Genomic DNA, 21,423 nt, shown 5'->3' with positions numbered 1-21,423 from the left:
CCGCGGGACACATAGCGGGTCGGCCTGCCCCCGGCAAGCAGATGCGACCGCGTGTAGCACTTATACTCAGCATTCCGAAGCCGCCTTGCAGGAAGTCGCCAGACAGGACCAACCGAGGTCGGACGCAGTTTTTACCGATGACCCGTGTCGAATCGTTTGAAGTCGCGTCGCGAATGGCATAGCTCCGTTGGGCCGTCCGGCCTGCCATCCCATTTCCGTTCAGCGAGACGAAGCCTCACGCATGACGAAACCGTTCCCCTTTCCCGAGATCGCTCCTCCGGCCGCTGCGAAGCGCCCCGTTTCCCACACCCACCACGGCATCACCCGGTCGGACGATTATGCCTGGCTGCGGGCGGAGAACTGGCAGGAGATGTTCCGCGATCCCACCCTGCTCGATCCGGAGATCCGCGCACACCTGGAAGCCGAGAACGACTATCAGTCGAAAATGATGGCCGACACCGAAGCGCTGCGGAAGATGCTGTTCGCCGAGATGAAGGGCCGCATCAAGGAGGACGATTCGTCCGTGCCCATGAAAGACGGGCCGTATGCCTACGGTTCCTCGTTCAGGAAGGGCGGCGAGCAGCCGCGCTACTTCCGCGTACCGCGCGACGGCGGCGCGGAGGAGATGCTCCTCGACGGCGACGCCGAGGCTGAAGGAAAAGCCTATTTCCGGCTCGGCGGCACCGATCATTCGGCCGACCACACCAAGCTGCTCTGGGCCTACGACGACAAGGGTTCGGAGTTCTACAGCCTCAAGGTACGCGATCTCGCCTCGGGAGAAGACCTGACTGAGACCGTCCCCGACACCGGCGGCGGCGGTGTCTGGACCGCCCGGAACGACGGCTTCCTCTACACGCGGCTCGACAGCAACCACCGCCCCTCCAAGATAGTCCATCATGTGCTCGGGTCCGATCCGAAGCAGGACCGGCTAGTCTACGAGGAGAAGGACCCCGGCTTCTTCATGAACGTCGGCGGCACCCGCACCAACGACTGGATCCTCATCGCGATTAACGATCACGAGACTTCCGAGTACCGCATCATCCCGGCGAACGATCCGACCGCGCTGCCGAAGCTCGTCAAGGCACGCGAGGCCGGCGTCCAATATGACCTCGAGGAAGGCGGCGATGTCTTCTTCATCCTGACCAACATCGACGGCGCCAAGGATTTCAAGATCATGTCGGCCCCTGCCGCCGACCCGCGCCAGGAGAACTGGACCGAAATCGTCCCGCACGAGCCCGGCCGCCTGATCCTCGGCGTCATGGCCTTCCGGGATTTCCTCATCCGGCTGGAGCGCAAGGAAGGCCTGCCGCGCATCGTGGTACGCGACCGGACCTCCGGCGAGGAGCATTCGATCTTTTTCGAGGAGGAAGCCTATTCGCTCGGCCTCGGTGGATCGCTCGAATACGACACCGACGTCTTCCGCTTCTCCTATTCCTCGATGACCACGCCTTCGCAGGTCTACGACTACGACATGCGGACCCGCGAGCGTGTGCTCCTGAAGACGCAGGAGGTTCCCTCCGGCCACGACGCCGACCACTACGTGACGCGCCGCCTGATGGTTGCCTCGCACGACGGGGAACTCGTCCCCGTCTCGATCCTCTACCATCGCGACACGCCGCTCGACGGCGGCGCGCCTTGCCTGCTCTACGGCTACGGATCCTACGGTATCGCCATCCCCGCCTCCTTCAACACAAACTGCCTGTCGCTCGTCGACCGCGGCTTCGTCTATGCGATCGCGCATGTGCGCGGCGGCAAGGACAAGGGCTTCTCCTGGTACGAGGAAGGCAAGCGGGAGAAGAAGACCAACACCTTCCTCGACTTCGTCGCCGTCGCGAAGCATCTCGTCGCCGAAGGTTTCACCGCGCACGACCGGATCGTGGCGCAGGGCGGGTCGGCCGGCGGGCTGCTCATGGGCGCGGTCGCCAACATGGCGCCGGAAGCCTTCGGCGCGATCGTCGCCGAAGTGCCCTTCGTCGACGTGCTCACCACGATGCTCGACGCCACTCTGCCCCTCACCCCGCCCGAATGGCCCGAATGGGGCAATCCGATCGAATCCGTGGCGGACTACCAGACCATCGCGGCCTACTCGCCCTATGACAATGTCGGCCCCCTCGCCTACCCGCCGATCCTCGCGGTCGCCGGCCTCACCGATCCGCGCGTGACCTACTGGGAACCGGCGAAATGGGTGGCGAAGCTGCGCGACCTCAAGGCCTGCGACAACCCCGTGCTGTTCCGCATCAACATGGAAGCCGGCCATGCCGGCGCCTCCGGCCGCTTCTCGCGCCTGGAGGAGATCGCCTACACCTATGCCTTCGCGCTGAAGGTGACGGGCAAGACCGACGCCTGATCCGTATGTCCGGATTGGCGTCCGGCAAGGCCCATCGCCGGGTCAGGCGGCCTTAAGCACATGCGCGGCGAGCCGCGCCGCGACGTCGCGTCCGCTCTGGTAGGCGCCGTGCGCAGTCGCCTGCCATTGCCGCGACAGCGCCTCGCCCGCGAAGGCGACGTTGCCGGTGTCGGCCGCGATGAGTTCTTGCCACCTGTCGGCCGTGCCCGGTCTGGCGTAGGAGTAGCCGCCGCGCACGAAAGGGTTGGCCCCCCAGCCCGTCACGCCGCACGCGACGATCTCCTTCCGGACATCGTCTCCGAACGCCAGCGCCAGCCGCTCGACCGCGAAATCGGCCATCGCATCCCTGCCCTCGGCGGCCAGTCCGCGCGCCAGGTCTCCGGCCATATGCGCGATCATCACCGGCTCTCCGGACGACACGATCTGGAAATCGACCGGCGAGGAGCCATCGCCGGGATCGATCATGCAGAAGAGCTTGCGCTCATCCGCCACGATCTTGCGCCGCAGCGCGATCGCCACCTTCTCGTAGGCGCCGCAAGGCACGTCGCCGACGAAGTCCTTCAGGACATCCCGCGCAGGTCCCGCGCCGAAGCGTATCGCGCCGGAGAGCAGCACGTTCGTGGAAGCGGTAACGACCACTGCGCGAGCGTCCAGCGTCCCTTGCGTCGTCTCGATGCGGACGCGTCCGGCCAGCTGATCGATCCCGGTCACGGCGACGCCGAGCCGGACAGGCAGTCCGGCAGCCATCCGCGCGACGAGATCGCCGTATCCGGACAGCACGGGCCAGTTGACGCCCGTGTCCTCGTAGTCGGCATAGCCCTTCGCCGACACGCGTTCCGGGTCCTCGCTCGCCATCAGCGTCAGGATGTGGCGGACGGGTGCCGACCAGCGTCCGGCATCTGGTATCACGCCGGATATCGGGCGATCGGCCTCGCTCGCCCCGAACGCCTCCACCGCGGCAAAGGCCGCCACCGTGTGCGAGCGGGCAACCGCCGCGGTCTCGTCGTCCAGCCACTCGCTGCCCGACCAGATTGCGAAATGATTGCTGCGGATCTCGCTGATGTAGGACGCACCGAGCCTGTCCGCCCAGGCGACCAGCGGATTGACGTCGGCGCAATGCAGCCAGTGGCAGCCCTGGTCCCAGCGGTATGGCAGCGACGTCTCATCCGTGAAAGCCCGGCCGCCGACCCGCTCCGCGGCCTCCAGGATGACGCAGGATACGCCGCGCTCGGCAAGCTCGAGACCGGCACCGATGCCTGCGGCGCCGGCGCCGACGATGACGACGTCAACGGTCAAGGCATGTCCCTTTTCACTGCCTCGCCGTATACCCATTATCGAGGGCCGGGATCGCCTTGAGATAAGCTGCGATCGCCTCGCGGTCTTCGGCCGGCAGGCGCGCCATGTTCCTCTGGACCTCGGCCATCGATCCGCCCACCGAATCGAAATCCGGCGTGAAGCCCGATTCGAGGAAATACGCGATGTCACTCGCCGACCAGTCGAGGCCGCCGGGCGTAATGTTCGGGACGACCCCCTCACCTTCGGCTGCGACCGCGCCGGCCAGCCATTCGTCCTTCTTCAGTCCGCCCGAGACGTCGCGCGGCGTGTGGCACTCGCCGCAATGGCCGGGACCCTCGACCAGATACTGGCCGCGCGCCACCGGCTCGGACGCGTCCGGAATTTCGACCACCGGCTCGGGGCCCAGGTTGACGAGTTTCCAGGCGCCGACGCCGCGCCGGATGTTAAAGGGGAATTTCAGCCTGTTACCCGCGGCTTTTCGCTCGACGGACGGCAAGGTCTTCATGAAGGCATGAAGGTCCGCCACGTCGGCCGGCTCCATGCGTGCGTAGGAACCGTACGGGAATGCCGGATAGTAGTGGCGCCCTTGCGGAGATACGCCGCGCAGCATGGCGTTCGCCAGATCGCCGGCCGTCCAGTTGCCGATGCCGTCCTCGGGATGCTGCGAGATGTTCGGCGCCACGAAGGTGCCGAATGGCGTGTTGAGCTCCAGCCCGCCGGCCAGTTCAAGAACTGCGTCGCCTTTGGCTCCGGGACGCGCATGGCACGAGGTGCACCCGCCCGCCCAGAAGATCCGCTCGCCACGCGCAGCGTCGCCCTGCGGCAGAGCCGCCAGGGCTTGCGCCGAAAGCGGCTCCGGGGCGGTCGCCCACCAGAACGCAAGCCCGCCCGCTGCGGCCAGGATGGCCGCCGCGACGACGAGCTTGCCCAAAAGCCTCATGAATGGAGCGTTTCCCGATCAGCCTTCCGGCGCACGATACACTTCGTGGCAGCTGCCGCAATTGCCGCCGATCTTGCCGAGCGCCACGCCGAGTGCCGCCTGGTCGGCCGGCGGGTTGGCCGCCACCTCGGCAACATCTGCCTTGTACTTGTCCACCCGCGCAGCGAAGTCGTCCCAGTCCGTCCAGATGATCGGCAAGGCGCGGTTGTCGGCGCCGTCGGTGCTTCCTTCCGGGAAGAGCGCGGCTGCATCGAACTTCTCGCTGCGCGCATGAAGTTCCTCAAGTGCTGCAGCGGTCGCAGCGGCGTCGAAGGGCTTTTCACCCTTGGCCATCGGAGCCAGTTGCCCGAGCTGCTGGCCGAAGGACTTCATCAGTGCCTCGCGGTCCTCGTGCGGATCGGCGAACGCAGCGCCCGAGATGAGGGTCACTGTGGTGAGGGCGAGTAGAAACGTCTTCATGCGAAATCCTCCGGTACCTTGCTGAATTCAGCCTTGCTGGGGAAACGTGAGGTATCCCAAAGGGATAATGGCGGGTTTTGCGTTCACGCGCGTTCACGCTCGCGTGAGCGCCGGTGTTCGCTTGGTCGACAGACTGTCAACGAAAACGCCCCGGAGATCATTCCAGATCGTCCGGGGCGCTGGTTCGTAGTCAGGTTCAGCTGGCCTTCTCGTAGCACTCCAGCACGTGGTCCCAGTTGATGAGGTTGTCCACGAAGGCTTCGAGATATTTCGGCCGCGCGTTGCGGTAGTCGATGTAATAGGAATGCTCCCACACATCGACGCCGAGGATCGGCGTGGCGCCGTGCACGAGTGGGTTCTCGCCGTTCGGCGTCTTCATGATCTCGAGCTTGCCGTTCTTGACGGCCACCCAGGCCCAGCCCGAGCCGAACTGCCCGACGCCGGCCGCCACGAAGTCCGACTTGAACTTGTCGTAGCCGCCGAGGTCGCTGTCGAAGGCGTTCTGAAGAGCGCCCGGCAGGCTCTTACCGCCGCCACCCTTCTTCATCCACTTCCAGAAGTGGATGTGGTTGTAGTGCTGGCCGGCATTGTTGAAAAGCGCCTGGTTCTTGCCATAGGACTGCTTGACGATCTCCTCGAGCGACAGGTTCTCCATTCCGGCCTGCGCAGCGAGTTCGTTGCCCTTGTCGACATAGGCCTTATGGTGCTTGTCGTGGTGGTACTCGAGGGTCTCGCGCGACATGTAGGGCTGAAGCGCCTCGTAGTCGTAAGGCAGTGCGGGAAGTTCAAAAGCCATTGCTGGATCTCCTCTATGAATGAAATGACGTGCCGGACATAAGGATAGGTTTTCGCCGGCGCCAGACAACCGTGCAGCCCCTCGGGAAGGGGCCTTTCCGTCTCAAATCGAGTGCGCCCACTCCCAATAGAGGTCGCGCGCCTTCTTCGCCACCGGTCCGGGCTGCAGTTGCCGGTCCTCGATGCGGATGATCGGGACGACCTTGGAGTGGTTGCCGGTCGAGAATATCTCGTCGGCATTGAGAAAATCGGCCAGTTTCAGCGTCTTTTCCACCACCCGTGTTCCCGCGTCCGAAAGCAGCTCGATGGCGCGCGAGCGGGTGATGCCCGAAAGGAACGTGCCGTTTTCGACCGGCGTGAACACCACCCCGTCCCTGACCATGAAGATGTTCGACGTGCCGGTCTCGGCGACGTTGCCCAGCATATCGAGCACCAGCGCATTGTCGAAGCCGCGCGACTTCGCTTCCACGATGGCGCGGCCGTTGTTGGGATAGAGGCAGCCGGCCTTGGCGTTGGTGGGCATGGTCTCGATGGTCGGGCGCCGGAAGGGCGACACGGTGACGGAGAAGCCCGAAGGCGAAATCATCGGCGCCTCATAGAGGCACAGGCAGAACCGCGTCGACTGCGGATCGGCCGGGACCCCCATGTAGCCGCCGTGCTCGGCCCAGTACATCGGGCGGATGTAGACGGCCGTCTTCCCGTCGAACTTCTTCAGCCCCTCCCAGGTGAGTTCGACGATCTCGTCGGCGCTCATTGTCGGCTTCAGTCCCAGCGCAAGCGCCGAGGCGTTGACGCGCGCGGCGTGACGGTCGAGGTCGGGTGCCACGTCCTCGAACCAGCGGGCGCCGTCGAAGACGCTGGTGCCCAGCCACATCGCGTGGCTGCGCGGCCCGATCAGCGCCACGTTGCCCTCGTGCCAGTCGCCGTCGACGAAGGTCCAGGTCAGGGTGTCTGCTTTGGTATCGACCGCCATGCGTTTCCACCTTCCGAGTTTTGCGGCCTATGGATAGCGGCTGCGGTCCGGGCGTCAATCGCCCTCCTCCTCAATTCTCTTGCACCAGCGAGGTCTTGACCCGTACCGGCCCATCGGTTCAAGTCGATCGAACCGGAACGGCGCCTTCACATGCGACACACTGCCTTCGTTTTCGATGCCTACGGGACGCTCTTCGACGTCCACGCCGCGGTGCGCCGCCATGCCGATGCCGTCGGGCCTGATGCGCAGCTTCTGTCGGAGATCTGGCGCGCCAAGCAGCTCGAATACTCCTGGGTCCGCACCCTGATGGGCGACTTTGCGGATTTCTGGCAGTTGACCGAGCAGGCGCTCGACTTCGCCTATGCGAAAGTCCCCTCCGCCGACGGCGCGCAACGGCAGAACCTGCTCGACGCCTACTGGAAGCTCGACTGCTACCCGGAAGTGCCCGCCGTCCTGAAGGGCCTGAAGGAAGACGGCGCGCGCCTCGCCATCCTTTCCAACGGCTCGCGCGCCATGCTCGACGCGGCGGTGAAGTCGGCCGGCCTCGACCTGGTGCTCGACGACGTGTTTTCGGTCGATGACATCAAGCGCTTCAAGACCGATCCGGGCGTCTACGACATGGTCACCACGGCGTGGCGCCTCTATCCCGACGCCGTCTCGTTCCAGTCCTCCAACCGGTGGGACATCGCCGGCGCCACCCGCTTCGGCTTTCGGACGGTCTGGATCAACCGTTCCAACCAGCCGGACGAGTATCTGGACCAACCCCCGGCGATCATCCTGCCGTCGCTGGAAAGCCTGCGGCAGGTCGGCTGAATCACTTTCCCGCCTCAGCTTCGATTCGGGCAGGAAACCCTTCGCCCGGTGCGGCGTTGTCGTGGCTCAAACAGGACCGTTCGGAACCATGACCGCAAAACCCAGCACTCAGCCCTTGATGTCGAGGCGCTTCCTTCTCTCCGCAGGCGCCCTCGCGGCATCGCAGGTCGCGCTGTCGGCGTGCACCAGCATCGGCCAACGTACGCCCCCCATCGTCAGTTCTGTTCGACCGGAGCCCGAATACGCATCCGACTTCGCCTACCCGCAGATCTACGGCGCGCGAGTAGATGCGGGATACGAGATTCCGGCGGTGCCGTACCGCGAGATCGACGCGCGCCTGCTTCGCCAGTACGTCGCCGATCCGACAGGCGAGGCGCCGGGGACCATCGTGGTCGATACATCGCAGCACTACCTCTATCTGGTGCAGCCCGACGGGCGGGCGCTGCGCTACGGTGTGGGCCTCGGACGCGATGGCTTCGCCTGGTCCGGCCGCGCCGTCATCCAGTGGAAGAAGGCTTGGCCCACCTGGACGCCGCCGGAGGAGATGATCGCGCGCGAGCCGGAACTGGCAAAGTACAGCGCGGACAACGGCGGCATGCAGCCCGGCCTCGACAATCCCCTCGGCGCACGCGCGCTTTACATTTTCCAGGACGGCCAGGATACCCTGTACCGCGTCCACGGCTCGCCGGAATGGTGGTCGATCGGCAAGTCCGTCTCGTCGGGCTGCGTGAGGATGATCAACCAGGACGTCATCGACCTCTACAGCCGCGTCGCCGATGGTTCGCCGATCCTGGTCACGAGTGGCATCGGGACGGTGTGATCCGTCACTCCATCGCAATCCCTTCGGCACCAGCTTAGGATGGTGCCGCAGGGGGAATTGAGTTCACCGTTTGAAGGCGCCCGAAGCCGCCGCTTCGGTGTACCTGAATGTCCCCCTGGATTTCAGCCGAAACCTGTCTGTCGGGTTCTTGGTCGCTAGAAGGCTCCGAACGGAGCCTTCTAGCGCCGGGATGTCGGGATCAAAAGATCAACATCAGAATGCCGATCACGACCAGCAGCCCGATCAGAAAGATCAAGCCGATTGTTCCACCGATGAATTTGAGCATGAAAATCTCCTTTGTCACTTTCTACGAACGCTCCAGCACTTGATGGGTTTCCCGGCCTGGAGGTGACGATGTCAGGGATCGGACGCGCTTCGATTGTCCTGTCACGCATAGCGCCAGCCACTCCGACGATCCGCTGGCTCACCGGTCCCCACCCCCGTGCTGCGCGTCCTTTTCCCGGTCGAGATACGAGTTCACATAGACAAGACCGATGACCGTCATGGCGGCGGCTGTGATCGGTGTTGCCAGGGCGAGGCCCAGAATGCCGAAAAGCACGCCGAACAGAAGCTGCACGGCGATAACGAGCGCCGGCGGCAGCGACACCTTCTCCTGCTGGAGGAGCGGGGTCACGACATAACTTTCCAGAGCCTGAACTCCGACATAGATACCCAGCACTATCAGCACAGTCGTCTGGCCTTCGGGCAAGGCGAGCAGCAGCGCCGGCGCTATGGCTAGCACCGGCCCAATGTTCGGAATGAAGGCAAGAAGTCCGGCGATCAACCCGAGCGCGAAGGCAAGCGGCACGCCGGCGATCCACAGGCCGGTTCCGGTCAGTACTCCCACCACCGCCATGGCCATGAGTTGGGCCGTCAGCCAGCTGCGCAGAGTTGCGGCTACTTTGGATAATACCTCGTCGCCCTGGCCCCGGATCGATGGAGCGATCAGCTTGACGAAACCGCTCCGATAGACCCCGGGGTCCAGTGCGCCATAGAGACCGATGAAAAGGATGACGACCCCATTGCCGAGCGCGCCGAATGTCGAGGAAACGGCCGACACGGCTGCGGTCCGTCCCTCGGGTGATGCAAAGCTTTCCGGTATCAGGTGGTCGAGGAGGCCTGGCCCCCAGGAGTATTCCTCTATCCTCTGCCTGACGGTGTCGAAAGCTTGGGGAAGCCGTTGCGACAGTTCATCGATCTGATCCGCTATCGAAGGCGCCACGGCCAAGCCGAACACGGCGAACGCTGCGATCACGCCGAGCAGGAACAGACCTATGCCCACACCGTCTGCAATCCCGAGCTTCTGCGCGATCCAGTGACCGCCGCCGCGGAGCAGGACTGCCAGGAGAACGCCTGCGAAGACGATCAACAGGACGTCGGGTGCCAACAGCAGCAGAGCCGCAAGCGCGCCGAACAGTACCAGAAGAGAAGTTGTGCGCGGCGCCATTTGTCGTCCCCATGCCGTCCATAGAACCCCAGGATGGCAATTCGGTTGCTCTGGCGGTCGACGCAATCACGGGCAAAAGTTCAATGGGCCTGCAGGGGCTCGAAAAACGGGCAAACTCCCGGCGCTCACGGAGGCAGCCGTCAGAGCAGGACCGGGGGCCGTGTGCAGACCATCGGCTCTAAGCTTACGCTCGGCATGAGCGCCACTCCGGCGGCTTCAATCCGCAAACCCGCTTCCACGCCGGAACATATCCGGCCACTCGGCTCACCCCCCCCTCTTCAAACTCCCCAGGACGCCGCGCACCAGCGCCCGCCCCAGCGAGCTTCCCACCGACCGCACCACCGACTTGATCGCTGCCTCCGCCACCGTCTGGCGGTTCGACGTCCGTTTCCTCGGCGCGGAACGGGTGCGGGACGACCGGCGGCGGCGGTAGTCCTCCTCTAAATCGTCGTCGTCGTCGTCGCGATCCCGCTTTTCGCCCCCGCCGTCGAAATCCGGCAGGGTCCAGCGCGTCCTGCCCCGCCCCGCATCGGCCGGCGCTGCGTCCTCGTTTTCCCGCGCTTCCTCTTCCGCGCGCGCCGCCTCCGCCGCCTTCTTCTCCAGCATCTCGAACGCCGATTCGCGGTCGATCGGCTTGTCATACTGCCCGGCCACGGGGCTCACGGCCTGAATCTTCTGGCGCTCCGGCTCGGTCAGCGGCCCGAGCCGCGACGACGGCGGGCGGATCAGCGTACGCTGCACCATAGAGGGAACGCCCTTGGCCTCCAGCGTCGAAACCAGCGCTTCCCCGACGCCGAGCTGGGTGATCGCGTCGGCGCAGTAGAAATCGGGGTTAGGCCGGAAGGTTTCGGCCGAAGCCCTCACCGCCTTCTGTTCGCGCGGCGTATAGGCCCGCAGCGCGTGCTGGATGCGGTTGCCGAGCTGCGCGAGCACCGTCTCCGGCACGTCGAGCGGGTTCTGCGTCACGAAATAGACGCCCACTCCCTTTGAGCGGATGAGGCGCACCACCTGCTCCACCCGGTCGATCAGGATCTTCGGCGCCTCATCGAACAGAAGGTGCGCCTCGTCGAAGAAGAACACCAGCCGCGGACGGTCGGGATCGCCGATCTCGGGAAGCGCCTCGAAGAGTTCCGACATCAGCCAGAGAAGAAAGGTCGCATAGAGCCGCGGGTTCATCATGAGCTTGTCGGCGGCGAGCACATTGATCGCGCCGCGCCCGTCGCGGGTCGTTCGCATCAGGTCCTCGATGCGCAGCGCCGGTTCGCCGAAGAAATGCTCCCCGCCCTGCTGCTCCAGCACCAGCAGCGAACGCTGGATTGCGCCGACCGATGCCTTCGAGACGTTGCCGTACTTGCGGCCGATCTCGTCGGCGCGATCGGCGATATGGGCCAGCATCGCCTGAAGGTCCTTCAGGTCGAGGAGCAGCAACCCCTCCTCGTCCGCGATGCGGAAGGCGATGTTCATCACGCCCTCCTGCGCATCCGAAAGGTTCATCAGCCGCGACAGAAGAAGCGGTCCCATTTCGGAAATCGTGGCCCGGATCGGATGCCCCTTCTCGCCGAAGAGGTCCCAGAAGATCACCGGAAACTCCTGGAACTCGTAGGGGTCGAGCTTCACCTGCCCTGCCCGCTTGACCAGGAAATCCTTTGCCTCGCCGATGGCCGCGATGCCCGAGAGATCGCCCTTGATGTCGGCGCAGAACACGGGAACCCCGGCATTGGAGAAGCTCTCGGCCAGGATCTGCAGGGTCACCGTCTTGCCGGTGCCGGTGGCGCCGGTCACGAGCCCGTGCCGGTTCGCATAGCGCAGGAGCAACGTTTCCGCACGCTGATAGGAGTCGTCCGGCTTCCTGCTCGCCCCCAGAAACAGGCTCTCGTCTTCCGCCATTCCGACCTTCCCCTCCATCTGCGCCGCGAAGGCGGCCCCGCCGCAAGGTATAGACACGCCTCGCGGACCTCACAACGGCATTGCGCGCAGCCCGCCAAAGACTTGTTGCGCATCGGGCGCCGCAGATTGTAATCGGGTCGGGACCGCGCTGCATCTTGCACGCGGCGGACGAATACGGATCGGCGTTGAGCGGTCCGAGGGTGGGATGCCGACCATGCGATTTGCGCCGCAACCTTTGTTGCAGCGATCCCTGATGCGCCGTACTCTGGCGCCCAGGCTACATGCGGCGGCCAGAACTGGTGCGGAAGACTGATGACTCCCGATTTGCTCCGTGAGGCGGTGTTCCCGCCCGGCGACGAGACGAAATGGCGCGCGCTTGCCGCCAGAGCGCTGAAGGGTGCCGACTACGACGACACGCTGGTCTCGCGCACCGGCGACGGCATCCGCATCGAGCCGATCTATGCCCGCTCGCCGCAGCCCATGCCGATCTCGCGCCACGACAAGGCCGGAAGCTGGAAGATCGTCCAGCGCGTTGACGACACCGATCCAGCGCGTGCCAACCGGCAGGCACTCGATGACCTCGCCGGCGGCGCCACGGGTCTTTCCATCGTCTTCGAGGGGGCTCCCAATGCCTTCGGCCACGGGCTGCCTGCCTCGGCGGAGGCCCTGGCGAGCGCGCTCGCCGACATCCCGTTGAACCGGCTCGACATCAGGATCGATGCCCACCCGCTCAGCCGGGTCTCGGCCGAATGGCTCGTCGCGCTTCTCGGCAAGCGCCACGCGGACCCCGCCCGCATCAACCTGTGCTTCGGCATTGATCCGGCAGCGAGCTTCGCCGGAACCGGCAGGCTCAGGATGTCGATTGAGGCGCTCAAGGCCTCCATGCCCCAGTCGCTCTCGCACTTCTTCGCGCTCGGGATTCCCAGCGTCCTTCTCGAGGCCGACGGCAGGGTCTGCCACAATGCCGGAGCCACCGAAGCTCAGGAACTCGGCTTCGTCATCGCGTCCGCCGTCTCCCACATGCGCATGTTCGAAGCGGCCCGCCAGCCGCTCGTCTATGCCGCCCCGCATGTCGGCTTCGCCGTTGCCGCCAACCAGGACCAGTATCTGACGATCGCCAAGCTGCGCGCGGCACGACGCCTTTGGTCGCGCATCCAGGAGGTTTGCTCGATCGAACCCTCTGTCGGCACCATCCATGCCGAGACCTCGTGGCGCATGCTGACCCGCAGGGACCCCGAGACCAACATCCTGCGCTCCACCATTGCCGTCTTCGCGGCGGCCGTCGGTGGCGCCGATTCGATCAGTGTCCTGCCCCACACGCTCGCCCACGGCCTGCCCGACGGGTTCGCCCGGCGGGTTGCGCGCAACACGCAGCTGGTGCTTTCGCAAGAATCCAACGTCGGCTTCGTCAACGACCCGGCATCCGGTTCGGGCGGCATCGCCCATCTCACCGAGACGCTGTGCGAAGAGGCATGGAACGAGTTCCGCAGGATCGAGGAGGAAGGAGGCATCCTCGACAGCCTGTCGGCCGGCAAGTTCCAGTCGCGTGTGGTTGCGGCGCGCGAGGCGCTGACGCGCCGCTACGAGGACGGAAGCCGCACGATCGTGGGCACGACGCTGTTTCCGTCCGACAAGGAACGGCCCGTTCGGACCCTTCCCGCGGCGGCGCCCGCTCCGGTCGAAGACGGCGTCGCCAATTGCGAGAGGCTTGCGCCCGTACGCATCGACGAGACGCTGGGAGCCGGCGCATGATCCCCGATTTCTCCTCCATCGACTGGGAAAAGCCGGCCCGCGGCGCGGCATCCAAGGACGACGTCTGGAACACGCCCGAAGGAATTCCGATCAAACGCATCTACGGCGAAGAGGATCTGGCGGGATTGCCGTTCCTCGACACCTGGCCCGGCATGGCGCCCTACCTGCGCGGCCCCTATCCGACGATGTACGTCCAGCAGCCCTGGACAATCCGGCAGTATGCCGGCTTCTCCACGGCGGAGGAATCCAACGCTTTTTACCGCCGCAACCTCGCGGCCGGCCAGAAGGGCCTGTCGGTCGCCTTCGACCTCGCCACACACCGCGGCTATGATTCGGACCACCCGCGGGTCGCCGGCGATGTCGGCATGGCGGGCGTGGCGATCGATTCCATCCTCGACATGCGGCAATTGTTCGACGGCATCCCGCTCGACCAGATGACCGTCTCCATGACCATGAACGGCGCCGTCCTGCCGATCATGGCGCTATACGTCGTGGCGGCCGAGGAACAGGGCGTCGCTCACAAGGATCTCGCGGGCACCATCCAGAACGACATCCTCAAGGAGTTCATGGTCCGCAACACCTACATTTATCCGCCCAAACCCTCGATGCGGATCATCTCGGACATCTTCTCCTATACCTCCCGCGAGATGCCGAAGTTCAATTCGATCTCGATCTCCGGCTACCACATCCAGGAAGCGGGAGCGACGCTCGACCTCGAACTCGCCTACACGATCGCGGACGGTATCGAATACGTGCGCGCCGGCGTCGCCGCCGGCCTCGACGTCGACGATTTCGCCCCGCGCCTGTCGTTCTTCTGGAACGCCGGCATGAACTTCTTCATGGAAGTCGCCAAGCAGCGCGCCGGCCGACTCATCTGGGCCAGCCTGATGCAGAAGAACTTCTCGCCGAAGAACGAAAAGTCGCTTGCGCTGCGCGCCCACACCCAGACCTCCGGCTGGTCTCTGACGGCACAGGACCCTTACAACAATATTGTTCGCACCATGATCGAGGCGATGGCCGCCACTCAAGGGGGAACGCAGTCGCTTCACACCAACGCCTTCGACGAGGCGCTGGCGCTGCCGACCGACCATTCCGCCCGCATCGCCCGCAACACGCAGCTGATCCTTCAGAAGGAAACCGGCACGACGCGCATCATCGATCCCTGGGGCGGCTCGGCCTTCGTGGAGAAGCTGACGCACGATCTGGCCGCCCGCGCGCTCGCCCATATCGAGGAGGTCGAGAGCCTCGGCGGCATGGCCGCCGCGATCGAGAAGGGCATCCCCAAGATGCGTATCGAGGAGGCGGCGGCACGGACACAGGCGCGCATCGATACGGGCCGGCAGAGCCTGATCGGCGTCAACGCCTTCCAGCCCTCCGAGGAGATCGAGGTCGACGTGCTCAAGGTCGACAACGCCCAGGTGCGGGCCCGCCAGCTCTCGAAGCTCCAGGAACTCAAGGGCACGCGCGACGTGGCCGCCGTCGAGGGTTCGCTGGCAGCCCTCACCGAGGCCGCGTCCGGCGGCGGCAACCTGCTCGAGTTCGCCATCAAGGCCGCCCGCGCCAAGGCAACCGTCGGCGAGATTTCGCTGGCGCTCGAAAAGGTCTTCGGCCGCCACGTCGCCACGGTCCAGACCATCAGCGGCGTCTATCGCACCGAAGCGGGCGACATCCCCGCGATCCCGCGCGTCCAGGACAAGGTCGAGGAATTCCGCAAAAAGACCGGCACCGCCCCGCGCATCCTGGTGGCCAAGATGGGCCAGGACGGCCACGACCGCGGCCAGAAGGTCATCGCCACCGCCTTCGCCGATCTCGGCTTCGACGTCACCGTCGGCGCCATGTTCCAGACGCCGGAGGAAATCGCCAAACTCGCCGCCGAGCACGACGTCCACATCGTCGGCGCCTCCTCGCTCGCCGCCGGCCACCTGACGCTCATCCCCGAACTCAGGGAAGCTCTTTCGCGCCTGTCGCGCGAAGACATCATGATCGTCGCAGGCGGCGTGATCCCCCCCGATGATTTCGACGCCGTCCTCAAAGCCGGCGCCACGGCCATCTTCCCGCCCGGCACGGTGATCCCGGAAGCGGCGGAGAAGCTGGTGGACCGGCTGCTGGCAGGGTAGCCTTCCGGCGGATGCCCGACGACGACATTGCGCGGTGTTGCCTTCAGCCGGCAGATGCCGGCTGCTTGGCATTTCGCGACTCGGATCCGGGTGCAAGTCTCCTGTATGGAAACAGCCGATGACCAATCGCGATGTTCGGCTTTTCGATCAGATGCCAGCAGATATACGCCGCGATGACGAGTGAGATGGCTCGCGCCACAAAAAAGGGCAGGGGATGTAGAGGAAATGCTGCCCAGTCGATGCTGTAAAGCAGAATCACCCCTAGCGGGATATGCAACAGATAGAGTGAGAAGCAGCCAATTCCCGCTGCTGCCAATGGTGTCAATAACACCGAAACCTGCCTTTTCGTCGTCGCTGCCAGCAACACGACGGATGCGGCCGTGAGGGCGATCCAGGTGTATCCTCCGAGGATCATCCCGCGGCTTGCGGAACTCCACTCTGCAATCGACATGGCGGCGCACCCCAAAAGGAGGATAGCCGAAACCGATTTCACTCCGACACGGTGGGACATCAGCCAGTCGCTGCGTCTGGGCTCTAGAAGCAGCCAGGCAAGAAGCACTCCTAGGAACAACCCATCCATCCGCGTCGGAAGCATAAGATAGACAGCGTAGTAAACCGACGTGAACGGTCCGCCGCCAGTCGCCCAGATTGCCAGCCGCAACAAAGGTGCAGCAATCACCAAAGGTATGAGGACCCACGGCAGCTGTTTGGGGGAGATCAGGAGAATCAGCAAAGGTACCACAAGATAAAACTGTTCTTCGACAGCGAGCGACCAGGTGACCCCTGTCCATGCATCTCCGAACCGCCCTTCGATGGCCCAAAGCACATTTTGAGTAAACGTCGCAAGTGCCCAAAATGGCTCTTTTGTGCCACCATATAAATAGGCTATGATTAAAGTAACTGCGTATAACGGAAATATACGGAAAAATCTTCTTCCATAGAACGCAAGAAAATAGGATGAAGACGTACGGTACCGCAGAAGAATACTTCCAATAAGGAATCCTGATATGACGAAAAAGAGATCCACTCCCGCCCAAGTGAGCTTGAACAGCTTGGCGCTCCACGGATACCATTGCATCATATGCGGCGCAAACGCGTGCCAGATGATCACCGAGACGATCGCGATACCTCGAAGCACGTCAATCGGCTGACTTCGTTTTTCCATTCGCTCTTCGTCTGGCTCCTTGGAAGTACCGGTCTAATAGCCACGACCCCGCCCTATGCCAACCCCGCCCTGTCCGGACGTTGTGGAGAGGGAAGAAACGAACAACCGATGGCGATTGCCCTTCGTTTCCGGCATGTATCCCCCAGTCGTGATCGAAGCGACTCACGGAAAAAGCTGGATTCCCTCTTCGATCCGCCGACGAACGATGTTCTGCCCTTCGCGTAGCCTACTTGCCGGCAATGTTGCGTATTGATCTTCGAGTTCAGGCGGATTCGCCCAAGGACCCGGAGCGTCATTGGAACGTCAACAGCATGTTATATATTTGTTAGTCGATGGCCACAAACGAACAGGGACCTTTTCCTCGAATTGAACTGTACCATAAAACCGCCGACCACAGACGGGCTTCCATAAGTCGCTCGCAACCGATAAGATCCATAAATTCGAGCGGCGGCGTCTTAAAGTCGGCCGGATATCGAGTGTGTCCGCTCCGGTGACCAGGCTTCGGACGGTCGCCTCCGGAAGGCAGTCCCGGTAATCATCACTGCGGAAACATCCCGGGAAACGTGCGCACGAGATCCTGCGCCATATCCCGCGCACCCGTCAGCGTGAGATGCTGACTGTCCCGAATCAGCAGGTTTCTTCTCTCATCGATGAAGCGGCACTTTTTGTCAGGACACTGGCTCGAGAGCTTGGTCCAGAACATGGCGCCAGGGATGTTCGCCCTACGGACCGCGTCCATGAGTGACTTGTCCACACGATTCACATATGAGAAGGAGACTGGAAACTGGCTGTTGATGGCGCTGGGGGACATGCCAGCCTTGACCTTCCACATAGCACTTTCAGGGAAACCCGCCGGCTCCATTACGCGGCCACTGACGAGCAGCCGAACCGTCGGCACTTTGGAAAGCCGTTTGAGTTCCAGGAGCATCGCGTCGGCCTGCTCTGCTCCCTCGACCCACCATCGGAACGACAACACGATTACGTCCGCCTGAACCACCAGATGCGAGGTGCGAATCAAGTTCCAACGCTGGGGGCAGGTTTCGCTGAGAGGCCGATCGGTTTCCGTGGGCTGAATACAAATGGCAAGCGATGGGAGCCACTTCACGTCGTATCTGTCCTCCGGAAGGACCTGATGCAGACCATTGGCTAGATCCCGGCCGTGGCTATCTCCAATGACCAGTACTTTCCGCCCCTGATCGAACCGGACACCTGAGACATGAGTTTTCTCGTAGCGGAGCGCTTCTAGCGTTAAGGCCTCCAGATTGAAGCGGTCGCCGTAAGGCCCGAAACGCCATGCCCATCCACCGGTCACCCATGCATTTGTCAGAGGCAGCGCCAGGACGAGCACACACAGTAGCGAGAGCATCGAGAACGCCGCCGGTCCCGTCCGGGGAAGATACCTGCGCTTCCAGAACGGGAACTCGACCGCCACGTGGAGGGCGTAGCCCAGGATAAGCGATGCCGCGAAGAGCCCAGTCGCCTCAAGCGCGTCGATCCGTGGTTCGAGCACGTAGGCGAGATAGAGGACGACGACCGGCCAGTGGACGAGATAGATCGAATAGCTCGCACGGCCGATCCAATCTGTCGCCCGGTTGGTCAGAAAGATGCTGGTAAGGCTCTTGTCGCCGCCCAGGATGACCAGCGCCGTGCCCCCGCACGGCAGCAGCGCGGCAACGCCGGGAAACCGGGTTCCCTCCGTCAGGAACACCGCGGCCGCGCCAATCATGGCGAGCCCCGTCACCTGGAGTGCTGTCGCCGGCCACGCCTTCGGCGCGTAGCGCTCGCTGGCGAGGAAGCACAGGGCGCCGATCGCGAATTCGAACATGCGGAACGGCATGAGGAAGAAAATCGCGGTGTCCGCCTTCTGCACGAATGGCCAAAGAAGGGGCGTCCATGTACCGATCAATCTGGGAGGCACCCAGTAGAAAACGTAGTTCAGGAGCAGGCTCGCCCAGAATACGAGCGAGAACAGCACGAACAGCCCCAGCCGGCTCCGTTTCCGGACGAGCAGCAGAAGCAGCGGCCAAAGCCAGTAGAACTGTTCCTCCACGCTCAGCGACCATGTGTGGAGATCCGGCTTCGAATAAGCCGCTACGTCGAAGTAGCCGCTCTCGTTCCAGTAAAGCACGTTCGAAACGTATAGGAGCGCATGAAACGCTCCGGCGGCGAAGCGCTGCAGGGCGTCGGGCGACAGGAGATAGTAGGAGCCGACGAAGGTCGCGAGCATGGTGGCGAACAGGGCGGGAAACAGCCTGCGCATCCGCCCCGCCAGAAACAGCGGGATGTCGATCGCCCCGCGTGCGTCCATCTCGCCCACGAGTTTTCGAGTGATCAGGAAACCGCTGATGACGAAGAACACGTCGACCCCGACGAACCCCCCTCCCACGAACCCCGCCTTGACGTGGAACAACACCACGAGAACGACGGCGATCGCTCGCAGCCCTTGAATCTCTGGTCGGAACTCGGTCATGCTCTTCATCTGGGGGAGAGTGCGGCGGGGGACTCAGGACGGGTCGCTCGGGCAAACCCGGAGCATCGGCACAAGACCATGTCCCTTACCGGTTGTCGAGCCAGCCGGTACAGGACGAGGTTCAAAGCGTCGACGGAGACGGTCGAACTTTCTCGGACGCGAGCTGCCGCTCCGATCCTCAATTCAGCGCAACGATCTCCCACTCCTTGCCGCTCACGGTCACCAGATCGCCGGCCTTCTTGCCGAACAGTGCCTGCGCCATCGGCGAGGCATGGCTGATCTTGCCGTGGGCGGCGTCGGATTCGTCCTCGCCGACAATCATCCAGACGCGGCGCGTGTCGTCCTCGTCCTCGATCGTCACGGTCATCCCGAAGCGGACGGTGCCGCTCCCGGGCTCCGGCACCGACAACTCGGCGCTCTCGCGCCGCGAGGTCCAGTAGCGCAGGTCGCGCGAGACAAGCGCGATCTTCTCGCGGTCGCCCTCGGCCTCAGCCCTGGCGAAGAGCTCGTGCAGTTCGGCGAGCTGCGCGTCGATATGGGCGAGCCCCTCCGCCGTGACGAGGTTGCGGTGCTCGCTCACCGGCCGCTCGCCGATGTCGTTCAGGCCCGACAGGCTGTCGTCGTTGCTGGTGAATGCCCTGCTCATCGGTGGAGGCTAGACCTTCCGGGGGGCGCATACAACCCTTGCGGCACGTGGCACGGTTCCTGCACCGCCCCGCCCATGAACACAAGAACCGTCCCGATCCTGAACAGGCGCAGCGTCCTCGCCGGGCTCGCCGGAGCCGGGGGTGCGCTGATCGGCGCGGCCGGCCCGGGCCTGGGGGCCGCCGCGGCGGGTTTCGAGACCGCGTCGATCCGCGGCTCGATCGACGCCACCGAACTCGGCGTCTTTCCCGGCACATATGACGATCAGAGCAAGGCCTTCGGCCGCATGCTCGAGGCCGCCGCCGACCGCGGCATGCCGATCGCCCTGCCGGCCGGCAATTACGTCGTGTCGAACGTCACCCTGCCCCGCCGCGTCGTCCTCACCGGCACTCCGGGCACGACCCGCATCATATACGGAGGCGACGGACATCTCTTCGCCGCCGAAGGCGCCGACCACATCGAGTTCTCCGGTCTCGTCATCGACGGCGCCAACCGATGGCTGAGCGAGCAGGTGCAGGGCATGATCGATGCTCGCCGGGTCGGCCGTCTCGTCATCGACGGCTGCAGCCTGATCGGCAGCGGAAAGAACGCGGTGGCGCTGGAGCGCGTCGGCGGGCGTATCGAGCGCAGCACGATCACCGGCGCCGCGGAGGCGGCCATCTACAGCGTGGACGCCCAGGGCCTCTCCATCGCCGACAACGAGATCGCCGATTGCGGCAACGGCGGCATCCTTATCCACCGCTGGCAGGCGGGGGAGGACGGCACGATGGTGACCGGCAACCGCATCCGCCGCATCGCGGCCCGCAATGGCGGCACCGGGCAGTACGGCAACGGCATCAACGTCTTCCGCGCAGCCGGCGTCATCGTCTCCGGCAATTCGCTCTCCGATTGCGCCTTCTCGGCCATCCGGTCGAACAGCGGCAGCAACATCCAAGTCTCGGGCAATACCTGCCTGCGCTCGGGCGAGACGGCGATCTATTCGGAATTCGCCTTCGAGGGCGCGGTGATCTCGAACAACATCGTCGACGGCGCCGCGAACGGCATCTCGATCGTCAACTTCAACGAGGGCGGCCGCATGGGGGTGTGCTCGGGCAACGTCGTGCGCAACCTGTCGGAGAAAGGTCCCTACCCCGCGGACTCCCCCGGCTTCGGCGTCGGCATCACGGCGGAGGCGGATACGGCCATCACCGGCAACATCATCGAGAACGCGCCGCTCTACGGCATGCATCTCGGCTGGGGGCCGTTCCTGCGCAACGTGACGGCGACCGGAAACGTCATCCGCAAGGCCGGCACGGGTATCGCGGTCTCGGTGGTCGAGGGCGCCGGCGCGGTGGTGATTTCGGACAATGTCATCTCGGACGTGCAGCACGGGGCGATCGTCGGCCATCGCTGGGCGGACGCGGCCACAGGCGACCTTGCGCGGATCGGCAATGACGGCCACGCCCACCTGACCGTCGAGCGCAATCACGTCGGCTGAGCGAACGCCTGCGGCACGGC

General features: G+C 64.3%; 17 protein-coding genes. 6 read left to right on the top strand and 11 right to left on the bottom strand.

Annotated features, from left to right (window positions below; translation table 11 throughout):
- The first annotated feature begins 241 nt into the window (after positions 1-241).
- Positions 242-2,347 carry a S9 family peptidase gene (locus BSQ44_RS09055; RefSeq protein ID WP_072603227.1) on the top strand — a complete coding sequence of 702 codons (2,106 nt, stop codon included), beginning with the start codon at positions 242-244 and terminating at the stop codon, positions 2,345-2,347.
- Between the two features lie 42 nt (positions 2,348-2,389).
- On the opposite strand, the gene BSQ44_RS09050 is transcribed toward BSQ44_RS09055, so the two are convergent.
- The 5 genes from BSQ44_RS09050 to BSQ44_RS09030 form a co-directional block, all read right to left on the bottom strand.
- Positions 2,390-3,643 (bottom strand): flavin monoamine oxidase family protein, encoded by a 1,254-nt coding sequence (locus BSQ44_RS09050; RefSeq protein WP_162276735.1) that lies wholly within the window; start codon positions 3,641-3,643, stop codon positions 2,390-2,392.
- 13 nt (positions 3,644-3,656) lie between these two features.
- The gene (locus tag BSQ44_RS09045) at positions 3,657-4,583 is read right to left on the bottom strand and encodes a cytochrome c (protein WP_072603223.1); all 927 of its coding nucleotides are present in this window, start codon (positions 4,581-4,583) and stop codon (positions 3,657-3,659) included.
- A gap of 18 nt (positions 4,584-4,601) precedes the next feature.
- A complete protein-coding gene (locus BSQ44_RS09040; RefSeq protein ID WP_072603220.1) occupies positions 4,602-5,042 on the bottom strand; it encodes a c-type cytochrome in 441 nt (146 codons plus the stop codon).
- 196 nt (positions 5,043-5,238) lie between these two features.
- The gene (locus BSQ44_RS09035) at positions 5,239-5,838 is read right to left on the bottom strand and encodes a superoxide dismutase (RefSeq protein WP_072603218.1); all 600 of its coding nucleotides are present in this window, start codon (positions 5,836-5,838) and stop codon (positions 5,239-5,241) included.
- A gap of 102 nt (positions 5,839-5,940) precedes the next feature.
- Positions 5,941-6,810, bottom strand: a complete 870-nt coding sequence (locus BSQ44_RS09030) for a branched-chain amino acid aminotransferase (RefSeq protein WP_072603216.1) — start codon at positions 6,808-6,810, stop codon at positions 5,941-5,943.
- A 150-nt stretch (positions 6,811-6,960) separates the two neighbouring features.
- On the opposite strand from BSQ44_RS09030, the gene BSQ44_RS09025 reads away from it, so the two are divergent.
- Positions 6,961-7,623, top strand: coding sequence for a haloacid dehalogenase type II (locus tag BSQ44_RS09025; protein WP_072603214.1), 663 nt, complete (start codon positions 6,961-6,963; stop codon positions 7,621-7,623).
- A gap of 88 nt (positions 7,624-7,711) precedes the next feature.
- Positions 7,712-8,443, top strand: coding sequence for a L,D-transpeptidase (locus tag BSQ44_RS09020; protein ID WP_072603212.1), 732 nt, complete (start codon positions 7,712-7,714; stop codon positions 8,441-8,443).
- 199 nt (positions 8,444-8,642) lie between these two features.
- Here the strand turns inward: BSQ44_RS09020 and BSQ44_RS27995 are convergent, their stop codons facing one another.
- From BSQ44_RS27995 to BSQ44_RS09010, 3 genes are all read right to left on the bottom strand, one after another.
- The gene (locus BSQ44_RS27995) at positions 8,643-8,747 is read right to left on the bottom strand and encodes a small membrane protein YohP (RefSeq protein WP_472238163.1); all 105 of its coding nucleotides are present in this window, start codon (positions 8,745-8,747) and stop codon (positions 8,643-8,645) included.
- A 120-nt stretch (positions 8,748-8,867) separates the two neighbouring features.
- On the bottom strand, positions 8,868-9,890 hold the full coding sequence (locus tag BSQ44_RS09015) for an AI-2E family transporter (RefSeq protein WP_072603210.1): 1,023 nt from the start codon (positions 9,888-9,890) through the stop codon (positions 8,868-8,870).
- A 264-nt stretch (positions 9,891-10,154) separates the two neighbouring features.
- Complete coding sequence (locus tag BSQ44_RS09010; RefSeq protein WP_072603208.1) at positions 10,155-11,777, bottom strand: helicase HerA-like C-terminal domain-containing protein; 1,623 nt, start codon at positions 11,775-11,777, stop codon at positions 10,155-10,157.
- Between the two features lie 312 nt (positions 11,778-12,089).
- Here BSQ44_RS09010 and BSQ44_RS09005 point away from each other — a divergent pair, with 312 nt between their 5' ends.
- Both BSQ44_RS09005 and scpA read left to right on the top strand, forming a co-directional pair.
- Positions 12,090-13,529, top strand: a complete 1,440-nt coding sequence (locus tag BSQ44_RS09005) for a methylmalonyl-CoA mutase family protein (protein ID WP_072603206.1) — start codon at positions 12,090-12,092, stop codon at positions 13,527-13,529.
- Positions 13,526-15,646, top strand: coding sequence for a methylmalonyl-CoA mutase (gene scpA / locus BSQ44_RS09000; protein WP_072603204.1), 2,121 nt, complete (start codon positions 13,526-13,528; stop codon positions 15,644-15,646). Before BSQ44_RS09005 ends, scpA begins: the two co-directional genes overlap by 4 nt.
- Positions 15,647-15,689: 43 nt before the next feature.
- On the opposite strand, the gene BSQ44_RS08995 is transcribed toward scpA, so the two are convergent.
- From BSQ44_RS08995 to BSQ44_RS08985, 3 genes are all read right to left on the bottom strand, one after another.
- Positions 15,690-16,811 carry an acyltransferase family protein gene (locus BSQ44_RS08995; protein ID WP_072603201.1) on the bottom strand — a complete coding sequence of 374 codons (1,122 nt, stop codon included), beginning with the start codon at positions 16,809-16,811 and terminating at the stop codon, positions 15,690-15,692.
- 538 nt (positions 16,812-17,349) lie between these two features.
- Positions 17,350-19,281: an acyltransferase family protein gene (locus tag BSQ44_RS08990; protein ID WP_072603199.1), complete on the bottom strand. Its 1,932-nt coding sequence runs from the start codon at positions 19,279-19,281 to the stop codon at positions 17,350-17,352.
- A gap of 178 nt (positions 19,282-19,459) precedes the next feature.
- Positions 19,460-19,927 (bottom strand): GreA/GreB family elongation factor, encoded by a 468-nt coding sequence (locus tag BSQ44_RS08985; RefSeq protein WP_072603197.1) that lies wholly within the window; start codon positions 19,925-19,927, stop codon positions 19,460-19,462.
- A gap of 96 nt (positions 19,928-20,023) precedes the next feature.
- Here BSQ44_RS08985 and BSQ44_RS08980 point away from each other — a divergent pair, with 96 nt between their 5' ends.
- Positions 20,024-21,403 carry a TIGR03808 family TAT-translocated repetitive protein gene (locus BSQ44_RS08980; RefSeq protein ID WP_072607953.1) on the top strand — a complete coding sequence of 460 codons (1,380 nt, stop codon included), beginning with the start codon at positions 20,024-20,026 and terminating at the stop codon, positions 21,401-21,403.
- Positions 21,404-21,423: the final 20 nt, after the last annotated feature.

It is taken from the genome of Aquibium oceanicum (genome assembly GCF_001889605.1).
GTDB lineage: Bacteria > Pseudomonadota > Alphaproteobacteria > Rhizobiales > Rhizobiaceae > Aquibium > Aquibium oceanicum.
Note: the sequence above shows the minus strand (reverse complement) of the source record. Positions and strands in the feature narration are given on the sequence as shown.